18 protein-coding genes and 1 pseudogene are annotated in these 19,313 nt (G+C 66.8%); 8 read left to right on the plus strand and 11 right to left on the minus strand.

Annotation, left to right across the window (positions count from 1 at the left end; all coding sequences use genetic code 11):
• Positions 1–56: 56 nt before the first annotated feature.
• Together ctaD and coxB are read right to left on the minus strand one after the other, a co-directional pair.
• Entirely contained in the window at positions 57–1,721 is a 1,665-nt protein-coding gene (ctaD, locus tag AC1RR5_RS12480) for a cytochrome c oxidase subunit I (protein WP_492921940.1), read from the minus strand.
• A 23-nt stretch (positions 1,722–1,744) separates the two neighbouring features.
• The gene (gene coxB, locus AC1RR5_RS12485) at positions 1,745–2,689 is read right to left on the minus strand and encodes a cytochrome c oxidase subunit II (RefSeq protein ID WP_492921942.1); all 945 of its coding nucleotides are present in this window, start codon (positions 2,687–2,689) and stop codon (positions 1,745–1,747) included.
• Positions 2,690–3,113: 424 nt separating this feature from the next.
• Here coxB and AC1RR5_RS12490 point away from each other — a divergent pair, with 424 nt between their 5' ends.
• From AC1RR5_RS12490 to tldD, 4 genes are all read left to right on the plus strand, one after another.
• Complete coding sequence (locus tag AC1RR5_RS12490; protein WP_492921943.1) at positions 3,114–3,440, plus strand: PadR family transcriptional regulator; 327 nt, start codon at positions 3,114–3,116, stop codon at positions 3,438–3,440.
• The gene (locus AC1RR5_RS12495) at positions 3,437–4,000 is read left to right on the plus strand and encodes a DUF1700 domain-containing protein (RefSeq protein ID WP_492921944.1); all 564 of its coding nucleotides are present in this window, start codon (positions 3,437–3,439) and stop codon (positions 3,998–4,000) included. Before AC1RR5_RS12490 ends, AC1RR5_RS12495 begins: the two co-directional genes overlap by 4 nt.
• A gap of 18 nt (positions 4,001–4,018) precedes the next feature.
• Positions 4,019–4,837, plus strand: a complete 819-nt coding sequence (locus AC1RR5_RS12500) for a GIN domain-containing protein (protein ID WP_492921945.1) — start codon at positions 4,019–4,021, stop codon at positions 4,835–4,837.
• A 61-nt stretch (positions 4,838–4,898) separates the two neighbouring features.
• Positions 4,899–6,329 carry a metalloprotease TldD gene (gene tldD, locus AC1RR5_RS12505; RefSeq protein WP_492921947.1) on the plus strand — a complete coding sequence of 477 codons (1,431 nt, stop codon included), beginning with the start codon at positions 4,899–4,901 and terminating at the stop codon, positions 6,327–6,329.
• Between the two features lie 134 nt (positions 6,330–6,463).
• On the opposite strand, the gene AC1RR5_RS12510 is transcribed toward tldD, so the two are convergent.
• Positions 6,464–6,955 (minus strand): GNAT family N-acetyltransferase, encoded by a 492-nt coding sequence (locus tag AC1RR5_RS12510; protein WP_492921948.1) that lies wholly within the window; start codon positions 6,953–6,955, stop codon positions 6,464–6,466.
• Positions 6,956–7,150: 195 nt separating this feature from the next.
• Between AC1RR5_RS12510 and AC1RR5_RS12515 the strand changes: the two genes are divergently transcribed.
• Complete coding sequence (locus tag AC1RR5_RS12515) at positions 7,151–9,208, plus strand: TonB-dependent receptor plug domain-containing protein (protein WP_492921949.1); 2,058 nt, start codon at positions 7,151–7,153, stop codon at positions 9,206–9,208.
• Positions 9,209–9,335: 127 nt separating this feature from the next.
• Here the strand turns inward: AC1RR5_RS12515 and AC1RR5_RS12520 are convergent, their stop codons facing one another.
• Together AC1RR5_RS12520 and AC1RR5_RS12525 are read right to left on the minus strand one after the other, a co-directional pair.
• Complete coding sequence (locus AC1RR5_RS12520; RefSeq protein WP_492921951.1) at positions 9,336–11,240, minus strand: peptide MFS transporter; 1,905 nt, start codon at positions 11,238–11,240, stop codon at positions 9,336–9,338.
• A gap of 53 nt (positions 11,241–11,293) precedes the next feature.
• Positions 11,294–11,362 (minus strand): annotated as a pseudogene (locus AC1RR5_RS12525) (hypothetical protein); the annotation flags it as partial.
• A 91-nt stretch (positions 11,363–11,453) separates the two neighbouring features.
• Here AC1RR5_RS12525 and AC1RR5_RS12530 point away from each other — a divergent pair.
• Both AC1RR5_RS12530 and AC1RR5_RS12535 read left to right on the plus strand, forming a co-directional pair.
• Entirely contained in the window at positions 11,454–11,981 is a 528-nt protein-coding gene (locus AC1RR5_RS12530; protein WP_492921953.1) for a DUF427 domain-containing protein, read from the plus strand.
• A gap of 84 nt (positions 11,982–12,065) precedes the next feature.
• A complete protein-coding gene (locus AC1RR5_RS12535) occupies positions 12,066–12,209 on the plus strand; it encodes a hypothetical protein (protein ID WP_492921954.1) in 144 nt (47 codons plus the stop codon).
• Here the strand turns inward: AC1RR5_RS12535 and AC1RR5_RS12540 are convergent.
• The 5 genes from AC1RR5_RS12540 to AC1RR5_RS12560 all read right to left on the minus strand — a co-directional run bounded on the left by AC1RR5_RS12540 (position 12,206) and on the right by AC1RR5_RS12560 (position 18,068).
• Positions 12,206–13,186, minus strand: coding sequence for a cytochrome-c peroxidase (locus AC1RR5_RS12540; RefSeq protein WP_492921955.1), 981 nt, complete (start codon positions 13,184–13,186; stop codon positions 12,206–12,208). The genes AC1RR5_RS12535 and AC1RR5_RS12540 overlap by 4 nt on opposite strands.
• A gap of 1 nt (position 13,187) precedes the next feature.
• Positions 13,188–13,718 carry a homogentisate 1,2-dioxygenase gene (locus tag AC1RR5_RS12545; protein WP_492921956.1) on the minus strand — a complete coding sequence of 177 codons (531 nt, stop codon included), beginning with the start codon at positions 13,716–13,718 and terminating at the stop codon, positions 13,188–13,190.
• A gap of 10 nt (positions 13,719–13,728) precedes the next feature.
• Positions 13,729–15,759 carry a TonB-dependent receptor plug domain-containing protein gene (locus AC1RR5_RS12550; RefSeq protein ID WP_492921957.1) on the minus strand — a complete coding sequence of 677 codons (2,031 nt, stop codon included), beginning with the start codon at positions 15,757–15,759 and terminating at the stop codon, positions 13,729–13,731.
• A 77-nt stretch (positions 15,760–15,836) separates the two neighbouring features.
• A complete protein-coding gene (locus AC1RR5_RS12555) occupies positions 15,837–17,198 on the minus strand; it encodes a glutamate--cysteine ligase (protein ID WP_492921959.1) in 1,362 nt (453 codons plus the stop codon).
• 153 nt (positions 17,199–17,351) lie between these two features.
• Positions 17,352–18,068 carry a 16S rRNA (uracil(1498)-N(3))-methyltransferase gene (locus AC1RR5_RS12560; protein ID WP_492921961.1) on the minus strand — a complete coding sequence of 239 codons (717 nt, stop codon included), beginning with the start codon at positions 18,066–18,068 and terminating at the stop codon, positions 17,352–17,354.
• A 46-nt stretch (positions 18,069–18,114) separates the two neighbouring features.
• Here AC1RR5_RS12560 and ppk2 point away from each other — a divergent pair, with 46 nt between their 5' ends.
• Positions 18,115–18,876 (plus strand): polyphosphate kinase 2, encoded by a 762-nt coding sequence (gene ppk2 / locus AC1RR5_RS12565; RefSeq protein WP_492921963.1) that lies wholly within the window; start codon positions 18,115–18,117, stop codon positions 18,874–18,876.
• On the opposite strand, the gene AC1RR5_RS12570 is transcribed toward ppk2, so the two are convergent.
• The gene (locus AC1RR5_RS12570; protein WP_492921964.1) at positions 18,873–19,256 is read right to left on the minus strand and encodes an iron chaperone; all 384 of its coding nucleotides are present in this window, start codon (positions 19,254–19,256) and stop codon (positions 18,873–18,875) included. The genes ppk2 and AC1RR5_RS12570 overlap by 4 nt on opposite strands.
• Between the last annotated feature and the right edge of the window lie 57 nt (positions 19,257–19,313).

Consider the following 19,313-nt stretch of genomic DNA (forward strand, 5'->3'; position numbering starts at 1 on the left):
CTTAAGGATCCCGACCGCGCCCCCGCTTTAGGTCCGGTTACGGACGACAGAGCACCTTAGTGGTGGCTGTCTTCCTTGATCACCGGCGGTTCGCTGAACTGGTGGAACGGCGGCGGCGAGGACAGGGTCCATTCCAGCGTCGTGGCGCCTTCGCCCCACGGGTTGGCTTCCGCCGGACGGCGACGGATCGCGGCTTCCAGCAGCAGGATCAGGAACACGCCCACGCCAGCGGCGGTGATCATGTAGCCGACCGACGACACGTAGTTCCACTTCGCGAAGGCTTCCGGATAGTCGACGTAGCGACGTGGCATGCCTTGCAGGCCCAGGAAGTGCTGCGGGAAGAACACCAGGTTCACGCCGACGAACATGATCCAGAACTGGATGCAGCCCAGGGCCTCGTTGTACTTCACACCCCACATCTTCTCGAACCAGTAGAAGAAGCCGGCGAAGATCGCGAACACGGCGCCCAGCGACAGCACGTAGTGGAAGTGGGCGACGACGTAGTAGGTGTCGTGCAGGCTGTAGTCGATGCCGGCGTTCGACAGGACGACGCCCGTCACGCCACCGACGGTGAACAGGAAGATGAAGCCGATCGCCCACAGCATGGGCGTCTTGAACTCCAGCGAGCCGCCCCACATCGTGGCGATCCAGCTGAAGATCTTCACGCCCGTCGGGACGGCGATGATCATCGTGGCGGCCACGAAGTAGGCGCGCAGGTTGATGCTCATGCCGACGGTGTACATGTGGTGCGCCCACACGACGAAGCCGACGAAGCCGATGGCGACCATCGCGTAGGCCATCGCCAGGTAGCCGAAGACCGGCTTCTTGGAGAAGGTCGAGACGATGTGGCTGATGATGCCGAACCCGGGCAGGATCAGGATGTACACTTCCGGGTGACCGAAGAACCAGAACAGGTGCTGGAACATGACGGGGTCGCCGCCGGCGGCCGGGTCGAAGAAGTGGGTGCCGAAGTTACGGTCGGTCAGCAGCATAGTGATGGCGCCGGCCAGGACGGGCAGCGACAGCAGCAGCAGGAAGGCGGTGATCAGCACCGACCACGCAAACAGCGGCATGCGGTGCAGGGTCATGCCCGGCGCGCGCATGTTGAAGATCGTGGTGATGAAGTTGATCGCGCCCAGGATCGACGAAGCGCCGGCCAGGTGGAGCGACAGGATCGCCAGGTCCATGGCCGGACCCTTGTGACCGATGGTCGACAGGGGCGGATAGATCGTCCAGCCGCCGCCGAAGCCGTGGCCCGGGCCGCCGTCGACGAACATCGAGCTGACCAGCAGGACCCAAGCGGCGACCAGCAGCCAGAACGAGATGTTGTTCATCCGCGGGAAGGCCATGTCCGGCGCGCCGATCATGATCGGAACGAACCAGTTGCCGTAGCCGCCGATCATGGCGGGCATGACCATGAAGAAGATCATGATCAGGGCGTGGGCGGTGACGACGGCGTTGAAGCCGTGCTTGCCCTTGAAGATGCCGAGTTGGGCCAGCAGGCCGTCGTCGGTGAACACCTGGATGCCCGGGTGCATCAGCTCCCAGCGGATCAGGCCCGACAGGAGGCCGCCGACCAGGCCCGCCATGATGGCGAACAGGATGTACAGCGTGCCGATGTCCTTGTGGTTCGTCGAGAAGAACCAGCGGGCGATGAAGGGCGGCTTGTGGTCGGCGTCGTCGTGACCGCCGTGGCCGTGGGTGTCTGCGGCGTGAGCCATCGGACTTCTATCCTACGTAGTCTTTAGGCCGCCGGCGCGGCGGGAGCCGCGGCCGGAGCGGAAGCGGGGGCGGCGGCCGGAGCCGAGGCGGGGGTCGCGCCAGGAGCCACGGGGGCGGCAGGCGCAGCGCCTTCGGCCGGAGCGGCCGGGGCCGGCGGAGCGACCTTTTCCTTAACCCACGCATCGAACTGGGCCTGGGTCACGACCTGGATCTCGATCGGCATGTTCGAGTGATCGACACCGCACAGTTCCGAGCACTGACCGTAGAAGACGCCCGTCTTCTCGGCCTTGAACCAGGTTTCGTTCAGGCGACCCGGGATGGCGTCGATCTTCAGGCCGAAGGCCGGAAGCGCGAAGGCGTGGATCACGTCGGCGCCGGTGACCTGCACGCGGACGACCTGGTTGACCGGGACGACCATCGCCTTGTCGGCGGCCAGCAGGTACGGGACCTTCTTGGCGTTGGCCTGTTCCTTGGTCAGAGGCAGCGACACGATCTCGCTGATCTTCTGGTCCGGATACTCGTAGCCCCAGTACCACTGATAGCCCGTGGCCTTCACGGTCATGTAGGGCTTGGGCATGTCGTTGTAGTGGAACAACAGGCGGAACGAGAAGATGGCGATGACCATCAGGATCAGCACCGGGACCAGGGTCCAGATGATCTCGATCGTGGTGTTGTGACTGAACTTGGCCGGAACCGGGTTCGCTTTCTTATTGTAGCGCACCACGATCCAGATCAGCAGGCCCAGCACCAGCAAGGTGATGAGCGTGATGATCGGCATCAGGACCAGGTTGTGGAACTGGATCGCGTGGTGCTTCAGCTCAGAAGCGGCCGGCTGAAGGTCGATCGCCCCCGGCGTCGGCTGGCCCAGCAGATCCTCGGCGAGGGCGTTCCCCGCGAACATCATCGTGGCGGCGAGGGCGGACGCGCCCGTCAAGAACCGCTTAATCCCCGAAAATTGCGCCTTCATATCCCTCACGGCCCGTTTCGGCGGCGATTTGGACTCCGGATCCCATGGGGAATCCCAAGACCGCGCCGCGCCGACTTTGCGTATTACGACCCCCGGGCCGGCCCTCTGCAATCGATGCTGCTCACAGGTGAGTCGCGCGTCGACGCCCAGTCCGCCCGATGGTCGGTCCGGAGGCTGCATACGCGCATCGCCAGCGGTTGCCAAGCACCAGAGACCACGTGTGCGACATGGGATTGTCCGGTTATCGCCACAAGGGCGGGTCCAGTTGCGAACCCCTCTCAACACCGTCGTGGAACCTTGCCCGGAACGGCTCGCGCCACCCTTCCGGAACGCCCCAAACATTACGTATCATTCATCAGTAGGTACCTTGCGATACCCAGTACCTGGCGATAGATAGGTCTTATCAACGGAGGCCAAGGACGCCGTGCCGGAAACGATTGAGATCCAACTGAAGAAAGGCGTGCTGGCGCTGTGCGTGCTGGCCCTGCTCTCGCACGCCGACAGCTACGCCTACGAGATCGCCAGCAGGCTCACGAGGGACATCGATATGGGGGAAGGGACGATCTATCCGCTGATGCGCCGCATGCAGTCGGATGGCCTGGTCGAGACCTATCTGGTGGAAAGCCAGAGCGGTCCGCCACGCAAGTACTACCGCCTGACGCAGACCGGGCGCCTGAGCCTGGAACAGCAGAAGGCCGAATGGACCGCCTTCTCGAGCGCGGTCAACGACATCGTGGGAGCTTCCGCATGACCCGCGCCGAGTTCATCACCCGTCTGCGTCGTGGCCTGGCCGGCCTGCCGGTCACCACGATCGCCGACGTCGTCGCCGACCACGAGGCCCACTTCGCCGACGGCCAGGCCGCCGGCCGGACCGAGGCCGAGGTCGCCGCCGCCCTGGGCGATCCCGACCGCCTGGCCCGCGAGATGCGCGCCGAGGCGGGCCTGAAGTCGTGGGAAGAGAAGAAGACGCCGTCCAACGCCATGGGCGCGATCATCGCGCTGATCGGCCTGGGCGCCCTGGACGTGATCTTCCTGCTGCCCCTGCTGATGGGCGTGCTGGGCGCGCTGTTCGGGTTCCTGGTCGCCGTGGTGACCATGTTCATCGCCGGGGGCTTCGTCTTCGCCGCCGGCCCGCTGACCGGACCGCCCGGCGGCCCGATCACCGCCTTCCTGGCGGGCCTGGGCCTGATGGGCCTGGCCACCTGCTTCGGCGCCCTGCTGACGCTGGTGACCATCGGGGTCTTCAACGCGGTCGTCTGGTACGCCCGCCTGCACTACCGGCTGCTGAAGCCGGCCATCGAACAAGTCTGAGCGGAACAGGAGGGGACCATGTTGATCCGCAATACGCTCATCGTCGCCGGGGCCAGCTTCGCGCTCGCCGTCGGCTGCTTCGTCGGGGTGGCGGCCATCGCCGGCCCGGAAATCATGAAGAATGGCTGGACCCTGCCGTTCGACGGCGACGGCGAGACCGTCATCGTCCGCGACAACGGTCAGGTGATCCGCTCGGCGCGCCACGTCACCGTCACGGGCCAGGCCTCGTCGCCGGCCATCGACCGCACCTTTCCCTGGACGGGCAAGGACCAGCTGATCATCGACCTGCCGGTCGACGTGGTCTTCGTCCAGGGCGCAGAGGGCAAGATCGTGGCGTCCGGCCCCAAGGACTACATCAACCGCCTGCGCGTCGACGGCGGCCGCATCAGCCTTGAGGGCGGCGACGGCGGCGACCACGACCGCCTGACCATCGACGCCATGGGCCTGCGGGTCGAGAGCGACTCCGAACGGGTGAAGATCACGGTCATCGCCCCCGACGTGACCCGCTTCGACATCCGAGGCTCGGGTGATCTCGACATCCGCCGCTACGACCACCCGACCATCGGGGTCAGCGTCAGCGGCAGCGGCGACCTTGGCGCCACGGGTCGGGTCGATCTCGTGACGGTCGACAATTCGGGCTCGGGCTACGTCAACCTGACCGACCTGAAGGCCAAGGACGCGGTCGTCGCGGTGTCGGGCAGCGGCGGCGGCGCGATCTTCGCCACCAACAAGGCCAAGGTCGACATCTCCGGCAGCGGCGACGTCGAACTGCGCACCGAACCCAAGTCGGTCAGCAGCGAGATCACCGGCTCCGGCGAAGTCCGCCGCGAGTATTGATCAGCCTTGCGACAAAAGGGGCGGGGTGACGGATGCGCTCGGAAGTCTTACCTGTAGGACCATGAACGCTCCCATCTCCGCCCCTTCCCTTCTGGACGCCGCCGGCGTCGATCGTGACCGCGCCCAGTCGATCCTCGGCGAAGCCCTGGCGGGCGCCGACGACGGCGAGCTGTTCCTCGAACGCTCCGAGAGCGAGGCCTTCGTCTTCGACGACGGACGCCTCAAGAGCGCCTCCTACGACAGCGGCGAAGGCTTTGGCCTGCGCGTTGTGGCCGGCGAGACGGCCGGCTACGCCCACGCCGCCGAGATTTCCGAGGCCGCCATCGGCCGCGCCGCCGATTCGGCCAAGCTGGCCAAGCGCGGCTATGCCGGCGTCACCGCCGAAGGTCCGCGCTCGACGAACGAAAAGCTGTACGGCGAGGACAACCCGGTCAGCGCGCCCGACTTCTCCGACAAGGTGTCTCTGCTCCAGGAGATCGACGCCTTCGCTCGCGCCCGCGACCCGCGCGTCGTGCAGGTGATGGCCTCGATGGCCGGCGAGCGCCGCGTGGTCGAGATCCTGCGCGCCGACGGCAAGCTGATCCGCGACGTGCGCCCGCTGGTGCGCGTCAACGTCCAGGTCACCGTCGAGAAGGACGGCCGTCGCGAGAGCGGCAACTCCGGCGCCGGCGGCCGCGCCGGCTTCTCGGCCTGGATCAGCCCCGACAAGTGGCAGGGCCAGGTCGACGAGGCCCTGCGCATGGCGCTGGTCAATCTGGACGCCGTCGCCTGCCCGGCCGGTGAAATGGACGTGGTCCTGGGCCCGGGCTGGAACGGCGTGCTGCTGCACGAGGCCGTCGGTCACGGCCTGGAAGGCGACTTCAACCGCAAGGGCATCAGCGCCTTCTCGGGCCGCATCGGCGAGCGCGTGGCCGCCAAGGGCGTCACCGTCTTCGACGACGGCTCGCTGGCCGGTCGCCGCGGCTCGCTGACCGTCGACGACGAAGGCACGCCCACCGAACGCACCGTGCTGATCGAGGACGGGATCCTGGTCGGCTACATGCATGACCGCATGAGCGCGCGCCTGATGGGCATGAAGGCCACCGGCAACGGTCGCCGCCAGTCCTACGCCCACATGCCGATGCCGCGCATGACCAACACCGGCATGCTGGCCGGCAATGACGACCCGCAGGAAATGATCGCATCGCTGAAGCGCGGCCTCTACTGCGCCAATTTCGGCGGCGGCCAGGTCGACATCACCAACGGCAAGTTCGTCTTCCAGTGCACCGAGGCCTATCTGGTCGAGGACGGCAAGATCACCGCGCCGGTCAAGGGCGCGACGCTGATCGGCGATGGCCCGAGCGCCCTGACGCGGGTGACGATGATCGGCAACGACTTCGCGTTTGATCCCGGTATCGGTGTCTGCGGCAAGTCAGGCCAGGGCGTGCCCGTGGGCGTCGGCCAGCCGAGCCTGAAGATCACCGGCCTGACGGTAGGCGGGACGGCGGTTTAACCTATATCCGTTTCCCCGGCGAAAGCCGGGGCCCAGATGCAAGAGCGCCCGCGTTCCGGAGAGGTTCGCGGGCGTCTTTGCGTGCGCCTCACAGCCCTACGATCTGAGTCCCGGCTTTCGCCGGGAAATCGGAATTAGAGAGGGCGCGCCAAGTACGTCACCGTCTTCTTCCCGCCGTGGATCTGCGCCGTACCCACGGTCACAAACCCAAGCGCCGCGTGGAACCTGTCCGACGCCGGGTTCGGCGGATCGGAATTGACCTCGCACACGATCCGCTCGTGCCCCGCCGCCTTGGCCGCCGCGAACAGGTCGTCGTAGAGCGCCCGCGCCAAGCCCCTGCCCCGCGCGGCGTCATCCACCACCACCCGGTCGACATAGACGAAGGCCGGATAGCGCTCGCGGAACCACAGATAGTTGACGCTGTCATAGTCGGCGGCCTGGTCGAAGGTCAGCAGCAGGGCGTCGGCCACGCCCACGCGACGCGCGACGAAGGCCTCGGCCACCAAATGCGCCAGGCGCTCGGGCTCCAGCCACGACAGCTCCACCGCATGGGCGTTGTTCAGCGCCAGCAGGGCCTCGCCGTCCGCGCCGGCCAGGTCGTTCGTCGTCAGCGGCGTCACGGTCATCTGGAGCTCCCTCAGGAACGAGCACCTAGGGCTGCGCAAGCCTGGCCGCAAGCCGGTCCGCGACAGTGATCACCGGCAACGTGTCCGCGATTTAATCCACATTTCACGCTTGTAACTTTCAACGCACCGCGCCCCCGGCCACGTTGCCCCGGCAGAACGAAGGCCCTGGGGAGGGCCTCCAAGGGGACGACCGCGATGCTGGCAAGCGTGCTGATGATGGCCATGGCGGGCGTCGCCCCGCTCGACGCGGATCCGCCCATCTCGACCGCGGCCCTTGCCGCAGCGCCTGTTGCGCAAGACATCGACCCCGCCCAGCGCGGCGTCATTCCCTATGCGCCCGACTTCTTCGCCGCCGCTCAGCCCAGCACCGCGCTGGACATGATCACCCGCCTGCCCGGCTTCTCGCTGGAACAGGGCGACAGCGCGCGCGGCTTCGCCGGGACGGCCGGCAACGTGCTGATCAACGGCGAGCGCCCGACCAGCAAGAACGAATCGCTGGAGGACATGCTGCGCCGGATCGCGGCCCCGACCGTCGAGCGCATCGACCTGATCCGCGGCGGCGCGCCGGGCATCGACATGCAGGGCCGCACGGTGATGGCCAACATCGTGCTCAAGCGTACGGTCCAGGTGCAGAAGGTCCTGAACGTCCAGACCTATGTCTATCCGGACGGCCTGTTCGGCCCCATCGTCGAGCTGGAAGGCTCGCGCCGCGAAGGCGACTACGCCCTGGAAGGCTCGCTGAAGGCCACCCAGGACCGCACCGACAACACCTTCGACGGCGCCGTGCGCCTGCGCTCCGACGGCAAGGGCGTCCCCACCGCCAAGGACGCGCTGAAGGGCTACGACACCATCTACAACTACGTGCTGCGCGGCGCGGTGCAACGACCGACCCTTGGCGGCAAGGCGCGGGTCAACGCCAAGCTCGAGTACTTCGGCTACGACCGCGACGTGACCGCCACGCGGGTCTTCCCCGCCCCCGGCCGCGAGGTCACCGGCGAGAAGCTGCACAGCTGGTCGGGCGAGTTCGGCGCCCGCTTCGACCGCAGCCTGTCGGCGCGCTCGGACCTGCAGCTGGTCGTGCTGCAGAACCTCAACCGCGAGATCTACGGCTCGACCTTCGAGGATCCGCGCCTGTTCGTGGATTACAAGGCGCGCACCGACACTGGCGAGACCATCGTCCGTTCGGAACTGCGCCACCGCCGCAGCGACAAGCTGTCGTTCGAGGCCGGGCTCGAGGGCGCCTACAACGTCCTGGACGGCGACACGCGCTATTTCGAGAACAGCGTCGCCATTCCCCTGCCCGCCGCCCAGGTCAAGGTCGAGGAGCTCCGCGGCGAGCTATCGGGCAAGGCGATCTGGCGCGCCAGTCCCAAGCTGAACGTCGAGGCTGGGGCGCGCCTGGAGGTCTCGAAGATCAGCCAGAGCGGCGACACCGATCTGTCGAAGAAGTTCTTCTATCCCAAGCCCCGGGTGCTCGCGACCTGGTCGCCGACCACCACCGACCAGCTGCGGGTGCGGATCGAGCGCGAGGTCGGCCAGCTGGACTTCGGCGACTTCGTCTCGTCGGCCGGCACCGAGACCGGCACGGTCGACGCCGGCAATCCCGACCTGGTGCCCGAGCGCAAGTGGGTCATGGAGACAGCCTGGGAGAAGCGCTTCTGGGGCGGCGGCGCTCTGGTGCTGCTGTGGCGCCACGCCGAGATCCAGGACGTCGTCGACGTCATCCCGATCAACAAGGTGTTCGAGGCGCCGGGCAATATCGGCGACGGCGCCAGCGACTTCTACCAGGTCAACCTGACCCTGCCGACCGACAGGCTGGGCGTCAGCGGCGGCCAGCTGAAGATGCGGGCCTCGTGGGCGGAAAGCGAGGTCACCGACCCAGTCACCCTGGGCAAGCGCCGCATCTCGGCCCAGACGCCGTTCACCTGCAATGTCAGCTTCACGCGCGACATGCCGGGCGGCAAGTGGAGCTGGGGCGTCACCACCATCTGCCCGAACGAGCAGCGCTACTACCGCGTCGGCGAGGTGCGCACCTTCACGTTCGAGCAGTGGATCGAGGGCTTCTTCGAGTGGCGGCCGCGCAAGGACCTGACCATTCGCACCGAGCTGGCCAACTGGACCAGCCGGCACAAGCACCGCACGCGGGTGATGTACGCCGGTGGCCGGGGGAGTGGCGTCGTCACCCAGGTCGAACAGCGCGAAATCCCTTTCGAGCCGTACCTGTTCATCAAGGTGCGCAAGAGCTTTGGGTAGGGAGCGGAAACGGTCTCGGGCGGTTTGAGCCACCCCCGAGACCGTCCCACCCGAAGGTGAGGCGTGGCCCCTCCACGCCTCGTGAAGGGCCCCGGGCAAGCCGCCGGGGCCCTTCTTTCATTTGGGCCTAGGCTTGGCCCGTAACGGTCGAGTCCGCGATCGGCTGAGGATCGGTCTCGTCGGCGCCGTGCGACCACTTCTTCAGAACCGGCGCCAGGATCAGGAACAGCACGCCCAGGCCGATGGCGGCCAGGCCGATGACCTTGAAGACCAGCAGCGACTGGGCCATGGCGGCGGCGGGGTTCAGGACCTGGCCGCCGATGGTCTCGGTCGCGGCGATGGCGGCGATCCAGCCGCCGAACAGGTTGGCCATGGCCAGGGCCATGTACCAGACGGCCATCACGAACGAGACCATGTGCAGCGGCGACAGCTTGGTCATCTGCGACAGGCCGACCGGCGACATGCACATCTCGCCGCCCGTATGCAGCATGTACATCAGCACGAGGAAGATCAGCGGCATCTTGAAGGCGCCGTCGGCGAACTGAGCCCCGACCAGCAGGATCAGGAAGCCGGCCCCGACCTGGATCAGCGACAGGCCGAACTTGATCATCGGGTTGGGGTTAATCCCCCGCGCGGTCAGCACCGTCCACAGGGCGGCGAAGACCGGGGCGAAGATCAGGATCCAGCCGGCGTTGATGGCCTGGGTCTGGGCGGCGTTGAAGTCGGTGTTGACCCAGAATTTGCCGACCGTCGAGATGCCGGCGGCGGTCAGCTGAGCGGGCGAGCCCAACACCACCGAACCGCCGAACCACTCGACCGGTTTGGAGATCAGGGTCAGGTTGACGTTGGTGGCCGCGAACAGGTTCAGCGACGACCCGGCCTGCTCGAACAGGGTCCAGAACACCACCGCCCCCAGCACCAGCACCGTGGCCAGCAGCAGACGCTCGCGCTCGACCTTCTCGCACTTGGCGAAGGCGAACCACAGGATGTAGCCCAGCGAGCCGAACATGCCGGCCAGCAGGGTGACGTTCACAACAGGGGTGCGCTGGACGACCAGGAACACCGCCGCCACGGCCAGCAGGGAGATGCCGTAGATCACGATCTCGCGGCTGATCGGGCCGATGACCTTCTCCTTCAACTTCGCGCCTTCCGGCGGCTCGCCGCGACCCAGCAGCCAGGGCTTGCCCAGCACGAAGATCACGAAACCGGCCAGCATGCCGAGGCCGGCGGCGCCGAAGCCCGCCCACCAGCCGACATTGACGCCCAGGATGCCGCACAGGATCGAGGCCCAGAACGAGCCCAGATTGATGCCGAAATAGTAGAGGGTGAAGCCCGGATCCCGTCGCGGATCGCCCTGCGGATAGAGCTGTCCGACCAGGGCCGCGACGTTCGACTTCATGAAGCCCACGCCGACGATGATCAGCGACAGGGCCAGCCAGAAGATGTTCAGGTACATCGGGTCGCGGTCTTTGACGTCCAGCTTGTACGCGCCCTTGGGCAGCACGGCTGGCAGGCCCGCGTCGGCCGGCAGGTTCTTGACCGTGAAGTCGCCCGCCTCGGTCGCCGTGACGTCGTAGGGCTTGCCCGCCACGATCATCTTGGCCACGCGGCTGTCACCCCGGCCTTCGGCCTGGAACTCGTAAGTCTGGCCGGCATAGGTCAGGGTCTGGACGGCCGGCTTGCCTTCGACGGCCATGGCCAGGTGGCCGGCTACCAGCAGGATCGCGCCGAACGCCACCGCCTTGCGGGTGCCCAGATAGCGGTCGGCCAGGAAGCCGCCCAGCAGGGGCACGATATAGACCAGCGAGGTGTAGGAGCCGTAGTGGCCGCTGGCGACCTTGGGGTCGAACAGGAAGTGCTGGGTCAGGTAGAAGATCAGCAGGCCCCGCATGCCGTAGTAGGAGAAGCGCTCCCACATCTCGGCCAGGAAGCAGATGATCAGGCCGCGCGGATGGCCCTTCAGAAGTTGGACCAGAACGGGAATGCCGGTCACGAGCGTGACCAGGATGCCCGCGGCGATAACGATGTTCATACGCTAGCCTTGAAACGTAACGAGTGGCGCGGACGGACCCCCCATTGGTCAAATCATCCCCGCCGGCCCCAATTTGGCGGGGAGAAGATCACGCGGAGGACGGTTTCACAAGCAACGGCTTGCCGGGCGGGTTTGGCGTTCCGATCTAAGGCATGAAGCCTGGCAGTCGCCTCATGCGTTTGCATGGCGAACCCTTTCACGGCGGAGCCCGCGATGAAGATCCCCGACGAAAGCCACCCGATCACGATCACCCGCGCGCCCAACACGGTGCGGGTGCTGTTCGAGGGCCACGAGATCGCCGATAGCGACGATGTGCTGGTGCTGAAGGAGGCCAACTATCCGCCGGTCTTCTACTTCCCGCGCGACGACGTGCGGATGGCGTTCCTGCGCCGCACCGACAAGGTGACCCACTGCCCCTACAAGGGCGACGCCAGCTACTTCACCATCTATCGCGACGCCCAGCTGATCGAGAACGCGGTCTGGACCTATGAGGACCCGTTCCCCTCTGTCGGCCAGATCGGCAATCGCGTGGCCTTCTATCCCGAGCATGTCGAGTTCCAGGTCGGCGCGCTGACGGCCGCCGACACCGACGCCCTGAACGTCGACGAGGTTGTGCGCCACACCGACAGCGGCTCGGGCTCCAGCCAGGCCGAGCATTGGCCGCCGAATGTCGAAGGGCCTGATCCCGACCGGATCGAGCGCGACGTCGACAAGCCCTACCGCGACATCGGGTCGCTGTAGGGCCGGGGCGGGCTTAAGCCCGCGTTAACCGCTGGGAGCGTGACCATAAGGTCTAGCTCCCATCAGAGGGGCGCGGAGGAAACCATGGCCTACGTCTCCTATCGGACGGACGCTGTTCACGCGACGACCACTCCCCAGCGCAAGCTCGCCTGGGGCCGCCTGTTCGCCCTGGCAGCGACTGTAACCCTGTGGGTCGGCATCATCGCCGGCGTGCGGGCGATCTTCTAGAGGTTCGCCGCGTCGGCCTCGCACGAGGTCTTCGGCAGCGAGAAGCGCGGATCGGCGACGAAGCGGTCGTCGGTCAGCGTGCGCAGGAACGCGACGAGGTCCTCGACCTCGCCGTCCTTCAGGTCCGTCGCCATCCGGTGCCGCCGGATCGCGCCCGTCAGGGTGTGCGCCGATCCGTCGTGTAGATACGGCGCGCTGATCCCGACGTTGCGTAGCGACGGCGTGCGGAACTTGCCGTTGTCGGCGGTCTTGCCCGTGATCTCGCCCAGCCCCTGGTCGCCGGAGAACGGCAGGTCGATGCGGTGGAAGGCGTTCGGGCCGGTCGCGTCGGTGAAGTCCGGCGCCGCATGGCAGCTCGCGCAGCCGGCCTTGCCGAAGAACAGTTTCTCACCGCGCAGGGCTTCGATCGACGTATCGACCGACTCGCCGCGCTTTTTACGGTCATAGGGCGCGTCGCGGGACACCAGCGTCCGCTGGAAGGCGGCCAGGGCCTTGGTGATGGTCGTCATGCTGACCGCTTCGTTCGGAAAGGCGGCGGCGAACAGCTTGTGATAGCAAGCGCGGCCGCTGATGCGGTCTTCCAGCACCTTCTCCTGGCCGTGGAAGCCCATCTCGACCGGCGTGGTCCCCGCGATCGGGATCAGCGCCTGGTCCTCAAGGCGCATCACGCGCGGGTCGCCCCAGGTCAGGCTGGCGAAGGTCCCGACATTGGCCAGGGTCTGGATGTTGCGCCGCCCCGGATCACCGTGGACGCCCGGCCGCGTGGCGTTGCCGTCGGTGAAGCCGTGATGCTGCTCGTGGCAGGTGGCGCAGGCCATGGTCCCGTCGATCGACAGGTCGGCGTCGTAGAACAATCGCCGGCCCAACTCGACTCGCACTTCGGAAGCCGGACGCTGCGCCAGGCCGGGCGTGAAGATGGCCAGCAGGCTTAGGGCGCCGATCAGCCCCAGCGCCGTGCTGACCGCCCCCAGTCTCATGTCAGGGCTTGGCCGCGACCATGATCGGCAGATTGGCCTCGGCATTGGCCGAGATCTGCACGACATAACGGCCCGGCTGCAGGTCGAAGGTCACCATCTTGCGCAGGGTGGTGCAGGCCGGCCCGCGTCCGTGGCCGGTCGAACGCTGGGCCGCATCGCCCTTCAGCACGTCGATCCAGGCGCCCGTGCCGAGGGCGATGACATAGGACCCGGCGGTCGGCACATCGATGGCGAACAGGCCACCCCTGCTGACCGTGCCGCCCGGCTTTTGGGGCTGGACGATGTAGGTCACGTCCGGCGTCGGGGCCAACGCGGCGACGAAGGCCTGGCCCGGCGTCAGCACAGCCTTGTCCAGATCCTGGACGCCCTTGGCGGCGGTCAGATCCTTCTTGGCCGGCCAGGCGGCCAGTTCGGCCGGCAGGTCCTTGTCCAGGGCGGCGCAGGCCGGGGCCGGCGCGGTCGGAGCCATCTGGGCCGAGGCGGCGAACGGCGTCGCCAGTACGGCGAGAGCGGCGAGAACGGTCAGGCGCATCGTGATCCTCCTAGAACTTGACCCGCAGGTCGGCGCGGAAGTTGCGGCCTTCCTCGGGGAAGCCGTCGACCAGCTGGTACTTCTGGTCCAGCAGGTTGCGGGCCGAGACCTGCACGTCGATCTTTTCCGTCACCTGCACCCGGGCGGTCAGCGCGGCCAGCACATAGGCCCCGGTGCGGTAGTAGCGGACCGGGGTGATCAGGCTGCTTGAGGTCACCGTCCAGCGCTTGGAGGCGGTCTCGACGCTGGGCGTCAGGGTCAGGCGCTCGGCCACCTGCCAGTCGGCATAGGCAAAGAGCTTGTGGGTCGGCACGCCCTGCGGCCGGAACGCGGCGTTGCTCGGGTCGGTGAAGTCGCGGTGCAGATAGGTGTAGTTGCCGCCCAGGGTCAGCTTCGGCGACACCCGTGCGGTCACGGAGCCCTCGGCGCCGTAGTACTCGCCGTCGCCGACATTGCGGGTCTGGCTGACCGTGCCGAACGGCGCCCCCAGGGCCACCGGGATGGCGATCAGGGCGTCGCGGACGTCGCTGTAGAACACCGCGCCCTCGACCGTGATGAAGGGTGTGATGTCGCCGCGCGCGCCGACCTCGTAGTTCACCGCCCGCTCGGCCTTGATGTTCGGGTTCGGGATCGCCGTGCCGAACCGCGAGGAGAACCGCTCGAACAGGGTCGGGAAGCGGGTGCGCGACGAGACGCTGGCGTGCAGCTGGGCGGTGTCGGTCGGCCGCCAGACCAGCGCCGCCTGGCCGTTCCAGGCGCTGTCGCTGGTCAGCGGATAGGCCACCAAGACGTTAGTGTTGAAGTCCTGGGCCATAGACAGGTCGCGATGGTCGCGCGAGACGCCGATGACGAGGTCGACGTCCTTGCCGAAGCTCTGGGTGTCCTCCAGGGCGATCGAGGTGGTGTCCTCGGTCGTGGTCTGACGCGGCTCGATCAGCGGCGGCGCGAAGCTCTGCTGCCACTCGACATGCTCGTCGCGGCGATAGAAGGCGGCGGCCTTCAGGGTGTTGCTCGGGGTCAGCTGGACGCCCAGCTCGACATTCCCGCCATAAGCAACGTCATCGTAGTAGGATCGGAACGCCCGCCCCAGGGTCTGGGTGTTCTGGCGGGCGTTGTCGTACGAGAACAGGCCGTTCTTGAAGGTGTTCCGGTAGAAGCGGGTCTTCAGATAGGCGTTTTCGGCGATCTGGGTGCGGGTCAGCAGGGCCAGGCTGTCGATGTTCCAGTAGGGCCAGGTCCAGTAGCGGGCGCCAGCCGTGTCGGTGACGTGGAACGGCGCGTTCTTCGAACCCTCCTGACGCGTGAAGGTCAGCGAATAGTCATCGCCCTCGCGCGGGGTGAAACCGACCTTGGCGTTGACCCGCCAGTCCTCGCTGTCGGAGTGATCGCGATAGCCGCCGTTCTCCAGCGTGGTGGGACGATAGCCGTCCGGTAGGGCCCAGTGGTTGCGCTCGTTCCGCGCGCCGCTCAGCTGGGCGTAGAAGTGTTCGGTGCGACCGCCGACCCGGCCCGACACCGCGTTGCTGTTCAGCGAACCATCGGCGTCGAAGCCCGCGCCCAGGCGGACTTCGCCCTCGAACGGGGCCTGGGGCGTGCGGGTCACGAGGTTGATCGCACCGCCAATGCCGCCGGGGCCGTCGAGGACCGAGACGTAGCCCTTCGACACCTGCACTTCCGACAGGTCCGCCGTCAGGAAGCGGGCGAAGTCGATGCGGTTGTCGGCCGGCAGGAACACCCGCACGCCGTCGATCGACAGGGTGGTCTGGAAGCGGTCGAAGCCGCGGATGAACACCAGCCGCTCGTTGCGCGACCCGCCGCTGTTGCCGGCCGAGGCGCCGGGGATCAGGTCCAGAGCCTGGTCGACGCTGATCTTGTCGAACTTGCGAAGGTCCTCGCCCTTGATCACCGAGCCGCCGATCAGCCCGCCGTCGCTGCCCCGCGCGGTGATCCGCACCTCGCCCAGCGAATAGACGTCGTCAGATTGCGCGTGCGCGGCGCCGGCCAGCAGCGTGCCGGCGAGCAGGACGGATCGGAACAGCATCGGAAACCCCGTTATGTATTTTGACTACATAACGGGGTGAAGCCGTCAAGGTAAGGGCTTTCCGGTCCTTAAGCGGCCTAGTAGGCGCAGTCGGTGAAGACGCGGCTGATGTCGCCCTGCCATTCGCCGTTGTACAGCGACAGCAGGCGTTCGGCGGGGGTGATGCCGCTGTCGGCGATCTGTTCCAGCTCGCCCAGATAGATGGTCTCGTCCAGGAAACCGCCGTTGATGTGGGCGCGGTTCTTAAGGCCCGACTTGGCGATGGCGACGAAGTCCTTGGCCACGTCCTGCACGGTGCGGCCGGCGACCTGGGCCTTCAGGCCCAGCTTCGGCACATCGCGGCGCAGGCCTTCGCGGTCCTCGAGCGACCAGTCCTTGCAGAGGTCCCAGGCGGCCGCGAGCGCGGCGTCATCGTAGAACACGCCCGTCCACAGCGCCGGCAAGGCGCACAGACGGCTCCAGGGACCGGCGTCGGCGCCGCGCATTTCCAGATAGGTTTTCAGGCGCACTTCCGGGAAGGCCGTGGTCGTGTGGTCGGCGAAGTCCTTGATCGTGGCGATCTCGCCCGGCAGCTCGGGCAGCTTGCCTTCAATGAAGTCGCGGAACGAGCGGCCGGCGACGTCGATATATTTGTCGCCGCGCTTGACGAAATACATCGGCACGTCGAGCGAATAGCGGGCGTAACGCTCGAAATCGAAGCCGTCCTCGAACACGAAGTCGAGCAGGCCCGTGCGGTTGGGATCAGTGTCGGTCCAGACATTCGCCCGCGCGGAGAGGAAGCCGTTGGGCTTGCCTTCCGTGAACGGAGAATTGGCGAACAGCGCCGTGGCGATCGGCTGCAGGGCCAGGCTCATGCGGAACTTGGCGACCATGTCGGCTTCGCTGGAGAAGTCGAGATTGGCCTGCACCGTGCAGGTGCGCAGCATCATGTCGAGGCCGAGGTTGCCGACCTTGGGCATGTAGTTGCGCATGATCACATAGCGGCCCTTGGGCATGATCGGCACGTCGGCGCGCTTCCACACCGGCGAGAAGCCGAGGCCCAGGAAACCCAGGCCCAACTCGTCGGCGACGGTCTTGACCTCGTCCAGGTGCTGGCCGGTCTCGTCGCAGATGTCGTGCATGGTCGCCAGCGGCGCGCCCGACAGCTCGAACTGGCCGCCCGGCTCCAGGCTGACATTGGCGCCATTGCGCTCGAGGCCGATGATGACCTCGCCTTCCATGACCGGCTTCCAGCCAAAGCGCTGCAGCCCGGTCAGCAGGGCGTGCACGCCCTTGTCGCCTTCGTAGGGAACGGGCTCGTGCGAACCCAGGTAGAAGCCGAACTTCTCGTGCTCGGCCCCCACGCGGAAGGCCTCCTTGGGCTTGGACCCTTGAGCGAAATAGTCGGTCAGATCGGCGAGCGTCAGTTGACGCTCTTGGACGCTAGCGGTGTCGGCCATGCAAGCCGTCCCTCCCCAGGGGTTGCGATGCTGAGGGAGGAGAGGGCCCATGCTCTCCGCCGACGGCTATACTAATCGGTCACGCCCAGTTGGGCGTTTTCCCAGTTGGGCGTTTTCTTTAAGAACCTCAAGAGGCGACCTGCGCCTTAAATGCTAACGCCAGTCGCCAGCCGCCGCTTGCCACAGCGTCATCGCCGAAATGGCTGCGGTGTCGGCGCGCAGGATGCGTGGGCCCAAGGACACCGGCGTGACGAAGGAAAGCCCCCGCAGGCGCTCGCGTTCCTCCGGCGCGAACCCGCCTTCGGGACCGATCAGGATGGCGGCCGGCGCGCCGGTTCCCGCCAGCGCCTCGATCGCGGGTTTCGCGTCGCCGCCTTCGTCGCAAAACACCAGGCGGCGGGCTGGATCCCACTCGTCCAGGATCTTTTCCAGCTTTTCGGGATCGGCGACCTCGGGCACGTCCAGGCGGCCGGTCTGCTCGGCGGCCTCCATGGCGATGGCGTCCAGGCGGCCCAGCTTGACGAAGTCGACGTTCGTGCGCCGGGTCATGGTCAGCCGCACGCGGCGGACGCCCAGCTCGGCGGCCTTCTCGACGATGGTCTCGACCCGGCTGCGCTTGACCATGGCGATGATCAGGTCGAGGTCCGGACCCATTTCCATCGGCCGGACCTGTTCGTCGGCCTTCAGCAGGCAGCCGCGCTTGGTCGACTCGATGATGCTGGCTCGCCACTCTCCATCGCGGCCGTTGAACAGCAGGAGCTCCGCCCCCACGCCCAGGCGCATGACCGAGGTCAGGTAGCGCGCCTGGTCGACAGTGGGCACGACTCCGGCGCCGGCGGAGAGGTTGTTGGGAACGAAAAGTCGGATCATTTCGTCCTTCTAGCGCAACAAGTCTTTCCAGGGGTAGGCTCAGCGCATGAGCAAGTCCGACGACTACGAAAACGAGCTGATGCAGCTGCAGTTGGCCCTGATCGCGCTGCAGAAGAAGGCCATCAAGGACGGCGACAAGATCCTGGTGATCTTCGAGGGCCGCGACTCGGCCGGCAAGGACGGCACGATCGCCCGGGTCACCGAGCACCTGTCCAAGCGCGCCACCACGATCGTCGCTCTGCCCAAGCCCACCGAGCGCGAACGCAGCGAGTGGTACTTCCAGCGTTATGTGGACTATCTGCCGGCCTGCGGGGAGGCGGTGATCTTCAACCGCTCTTGGTACAACCGGGCCGGGGTCGAGCGGGTGATGGGCTTCTCCAGCCCCGAGCAGCAGGAGCAGTTCCTCAAGGACGTGCCGGCCTTCGAGCGGATGCTGGTCGAGAACGGCCTGCGCTACGTCAAGTTCTGGCTCGACATCGGCCGCGAGGAACAGGCCGAGCGCCTGAAGGCCCGCCGCGAGGATCCGCTGAAGGCCTTCAAGACCAGCGACCTGGACAAGGTCGCCCAGGACAAGTGGGACGACTACACCAAGGCCCGGGACGAGATGTTCATGCGCACCCACAGCGACGTCGCGCCGTGGATCTGCGTGCGCGCCGACCACAAGAAGGCCGCGCGCCTCAACGTCATCCGCTGGCTGCTGCACGCGGCCGGCGACAAGAAGCTGATCAAGGGCGTGGCAAAGCCCGACCCCAGCGTCATCTTCTCGTTCGAACCGGCGGCGCTGGAAGACGGGCGGCTGGCGCGCTAGCGCTTCTTCCGCGCCGCGCGCTCGGCCACGATCTCCAGGTTCTGCACGATCCTGTGTTGGACGATGTCGGCGATCAGGTCCGGCGGCAACGGGCTGTCGGGCTGGAAGCGGATCGTGCCCTTGGCGGTCTCGAAGCCTTCCAGCCGGTCGGCGAAATGGCCGATCAGCGCGCCCGGATAGAAGGCGCAGTGCTTGGCCGCCGCGCCGAAGTGGACCAGGTTTCCCTGCAGCTTGAAGGTCGGCAGGCCGTAGCTGATCGTCTCCTCGGCCTCCGGCGCGACGTCTCGGATCTGGCCGCGCAGGGTTTCCAACGCCGCGCGCTGGTCGGGCGGCAGCTTGGCCAAGTAGTCGTCGATCGAGGCGGCGGGCGGTTTCATCATCGCGAGATCCTCCGGAACGCGGCCCATCCGGCCACGAAACCAGGACGTTCGAAAAGC

The sequence above is a fragment of the Caulobacter sp. GW821-FHT11E11 genome, assembly GCF_058808315.1.

Excerpts from the sequence above, each read along its gene's own strand:
- AC1RR5_RS12515 (WP_492921949.1), top strand. The coding sequence starts at position 7,151 with ATGCTGGCAAGCGTGCTGATGATGGCCATGGCGGGCGTCGCCCCGCTC.
- AC1RR5_RS12550 (WP_492921957.1), bottom strand. The coding sequence starts at position 15,759 with ATGCTGTTCCGATCCGTCCTGCTCGCCGGCACGCTGCTGGCCGGCGCC.
- AC1RR5_RS12530 (WP_492921953.1), top strand. The coding sequence starts at position 11,454 with ATGAAGATCCCCGACGAAAGCCACCCGATCACGATCACCCGCGCGCCC.
- ctaD (WP_492921940.1), bottom strand. The coding sequence starts at position 1,721 with ATGGCTCACGCCGCAGACACCCACGGCCACGGCGGTCACGACGACGCC.
- ppk2 (WP_492921963.1), top strand. The coding sequence starts at position 18,115 with ATGAGCAAGTCCGACGACTACGAAAACGAGCTGATGCAGCTGCAGTTG.
- AC1RR5_RS12570 (WP_492921964.1), bottom strand. The coding sequence starts at position 19,256 with ATGATGAAACCGCCCGCCGCCTCGATCGACGACTACTTGGCCAAGCTG.
- AC1RR5_RS12545 (WP_492921956.1), bottom strand. The coding sequence starts at position 13,718 with ATGCGCCTGACCGTTCTCGCCGCTCTCGCCGTACTGGCGACGCCGTTC.
- AC1RR5_RS12520 (WP_492921951.1), bottom strand. The coding sequence starts at position 11,240 with ATGAACATCGTTATCGCCGCGGGCATCCTGGTCACGCTCGTGACCGGC.
- AC1RR5_RS12555 (WP_492921959.1), bottom strand. The coding sequence starts at position 17,198 with ATGGCCGACACCGCTAGCGTCCAAGAGCGTCAACTGACGCTCGCCGAT.
- AC1RR5_RS12540 (WP_492921955.1), bottom strand. The coding sequence starts at position 13,186 with ATGAGACTGGGGGCGGTCAGCACGGCGCTGGGGCTGATCGGCGCCCTA.
- tldD (WP_492921947.1), top strand. The coding sequence starts at position 4,899 with ATGAACGCTCCCATCTCCGCCCCTTCCCTTCTGGACGCCGCCGGCGTC.
- AC1RR5_RS12510 (WP_492921948.1), bottom strand. The coding sequence starts at position 6,955 with ATGACCGTGACGCCGCTGACGACGAACGACCTGGCCGGCGCGGACGGC.
- coxB (WP_492921942.1), bottom strand. The coding sequence starts at position 2,689 with ATGAAGGCGCAATTTTCGGGGATTAAGCGGTTCTTGACGGGCGCGTCC.
- AC1RR5_RS12560 (WP_492921961.1), bottom strand. The coding sequence starts at position 18,068 with ATGATCCGACTTTTCGTTCCCAACAACCTCTCCGCCGGCGCCGGAGTC.
- AC1RR5_RS12495 (WP_492921944.1), top strand. The coding sequence starts at position 3,437 with ATGACCCGCGCCGAGTTCATCACCCGTCTGCGTCGTGGCCTGGCCGGC.
- AC1RR5_RS12535 (WP_492921954.1), top strand. The coding sequence starts at position 12,066 with ATGGCCTACGTCTCCTATCGGACGGACGCTGTTCACGCGACGACCACT.
- AC1RR5_RS12500 (WP_492921945.1), top strand. The coding sequence starts at position 4,019 with ATGTTGATCCGCAATACGCTCATCGTCGCCGGGGCCAGCTTCGCGCTC.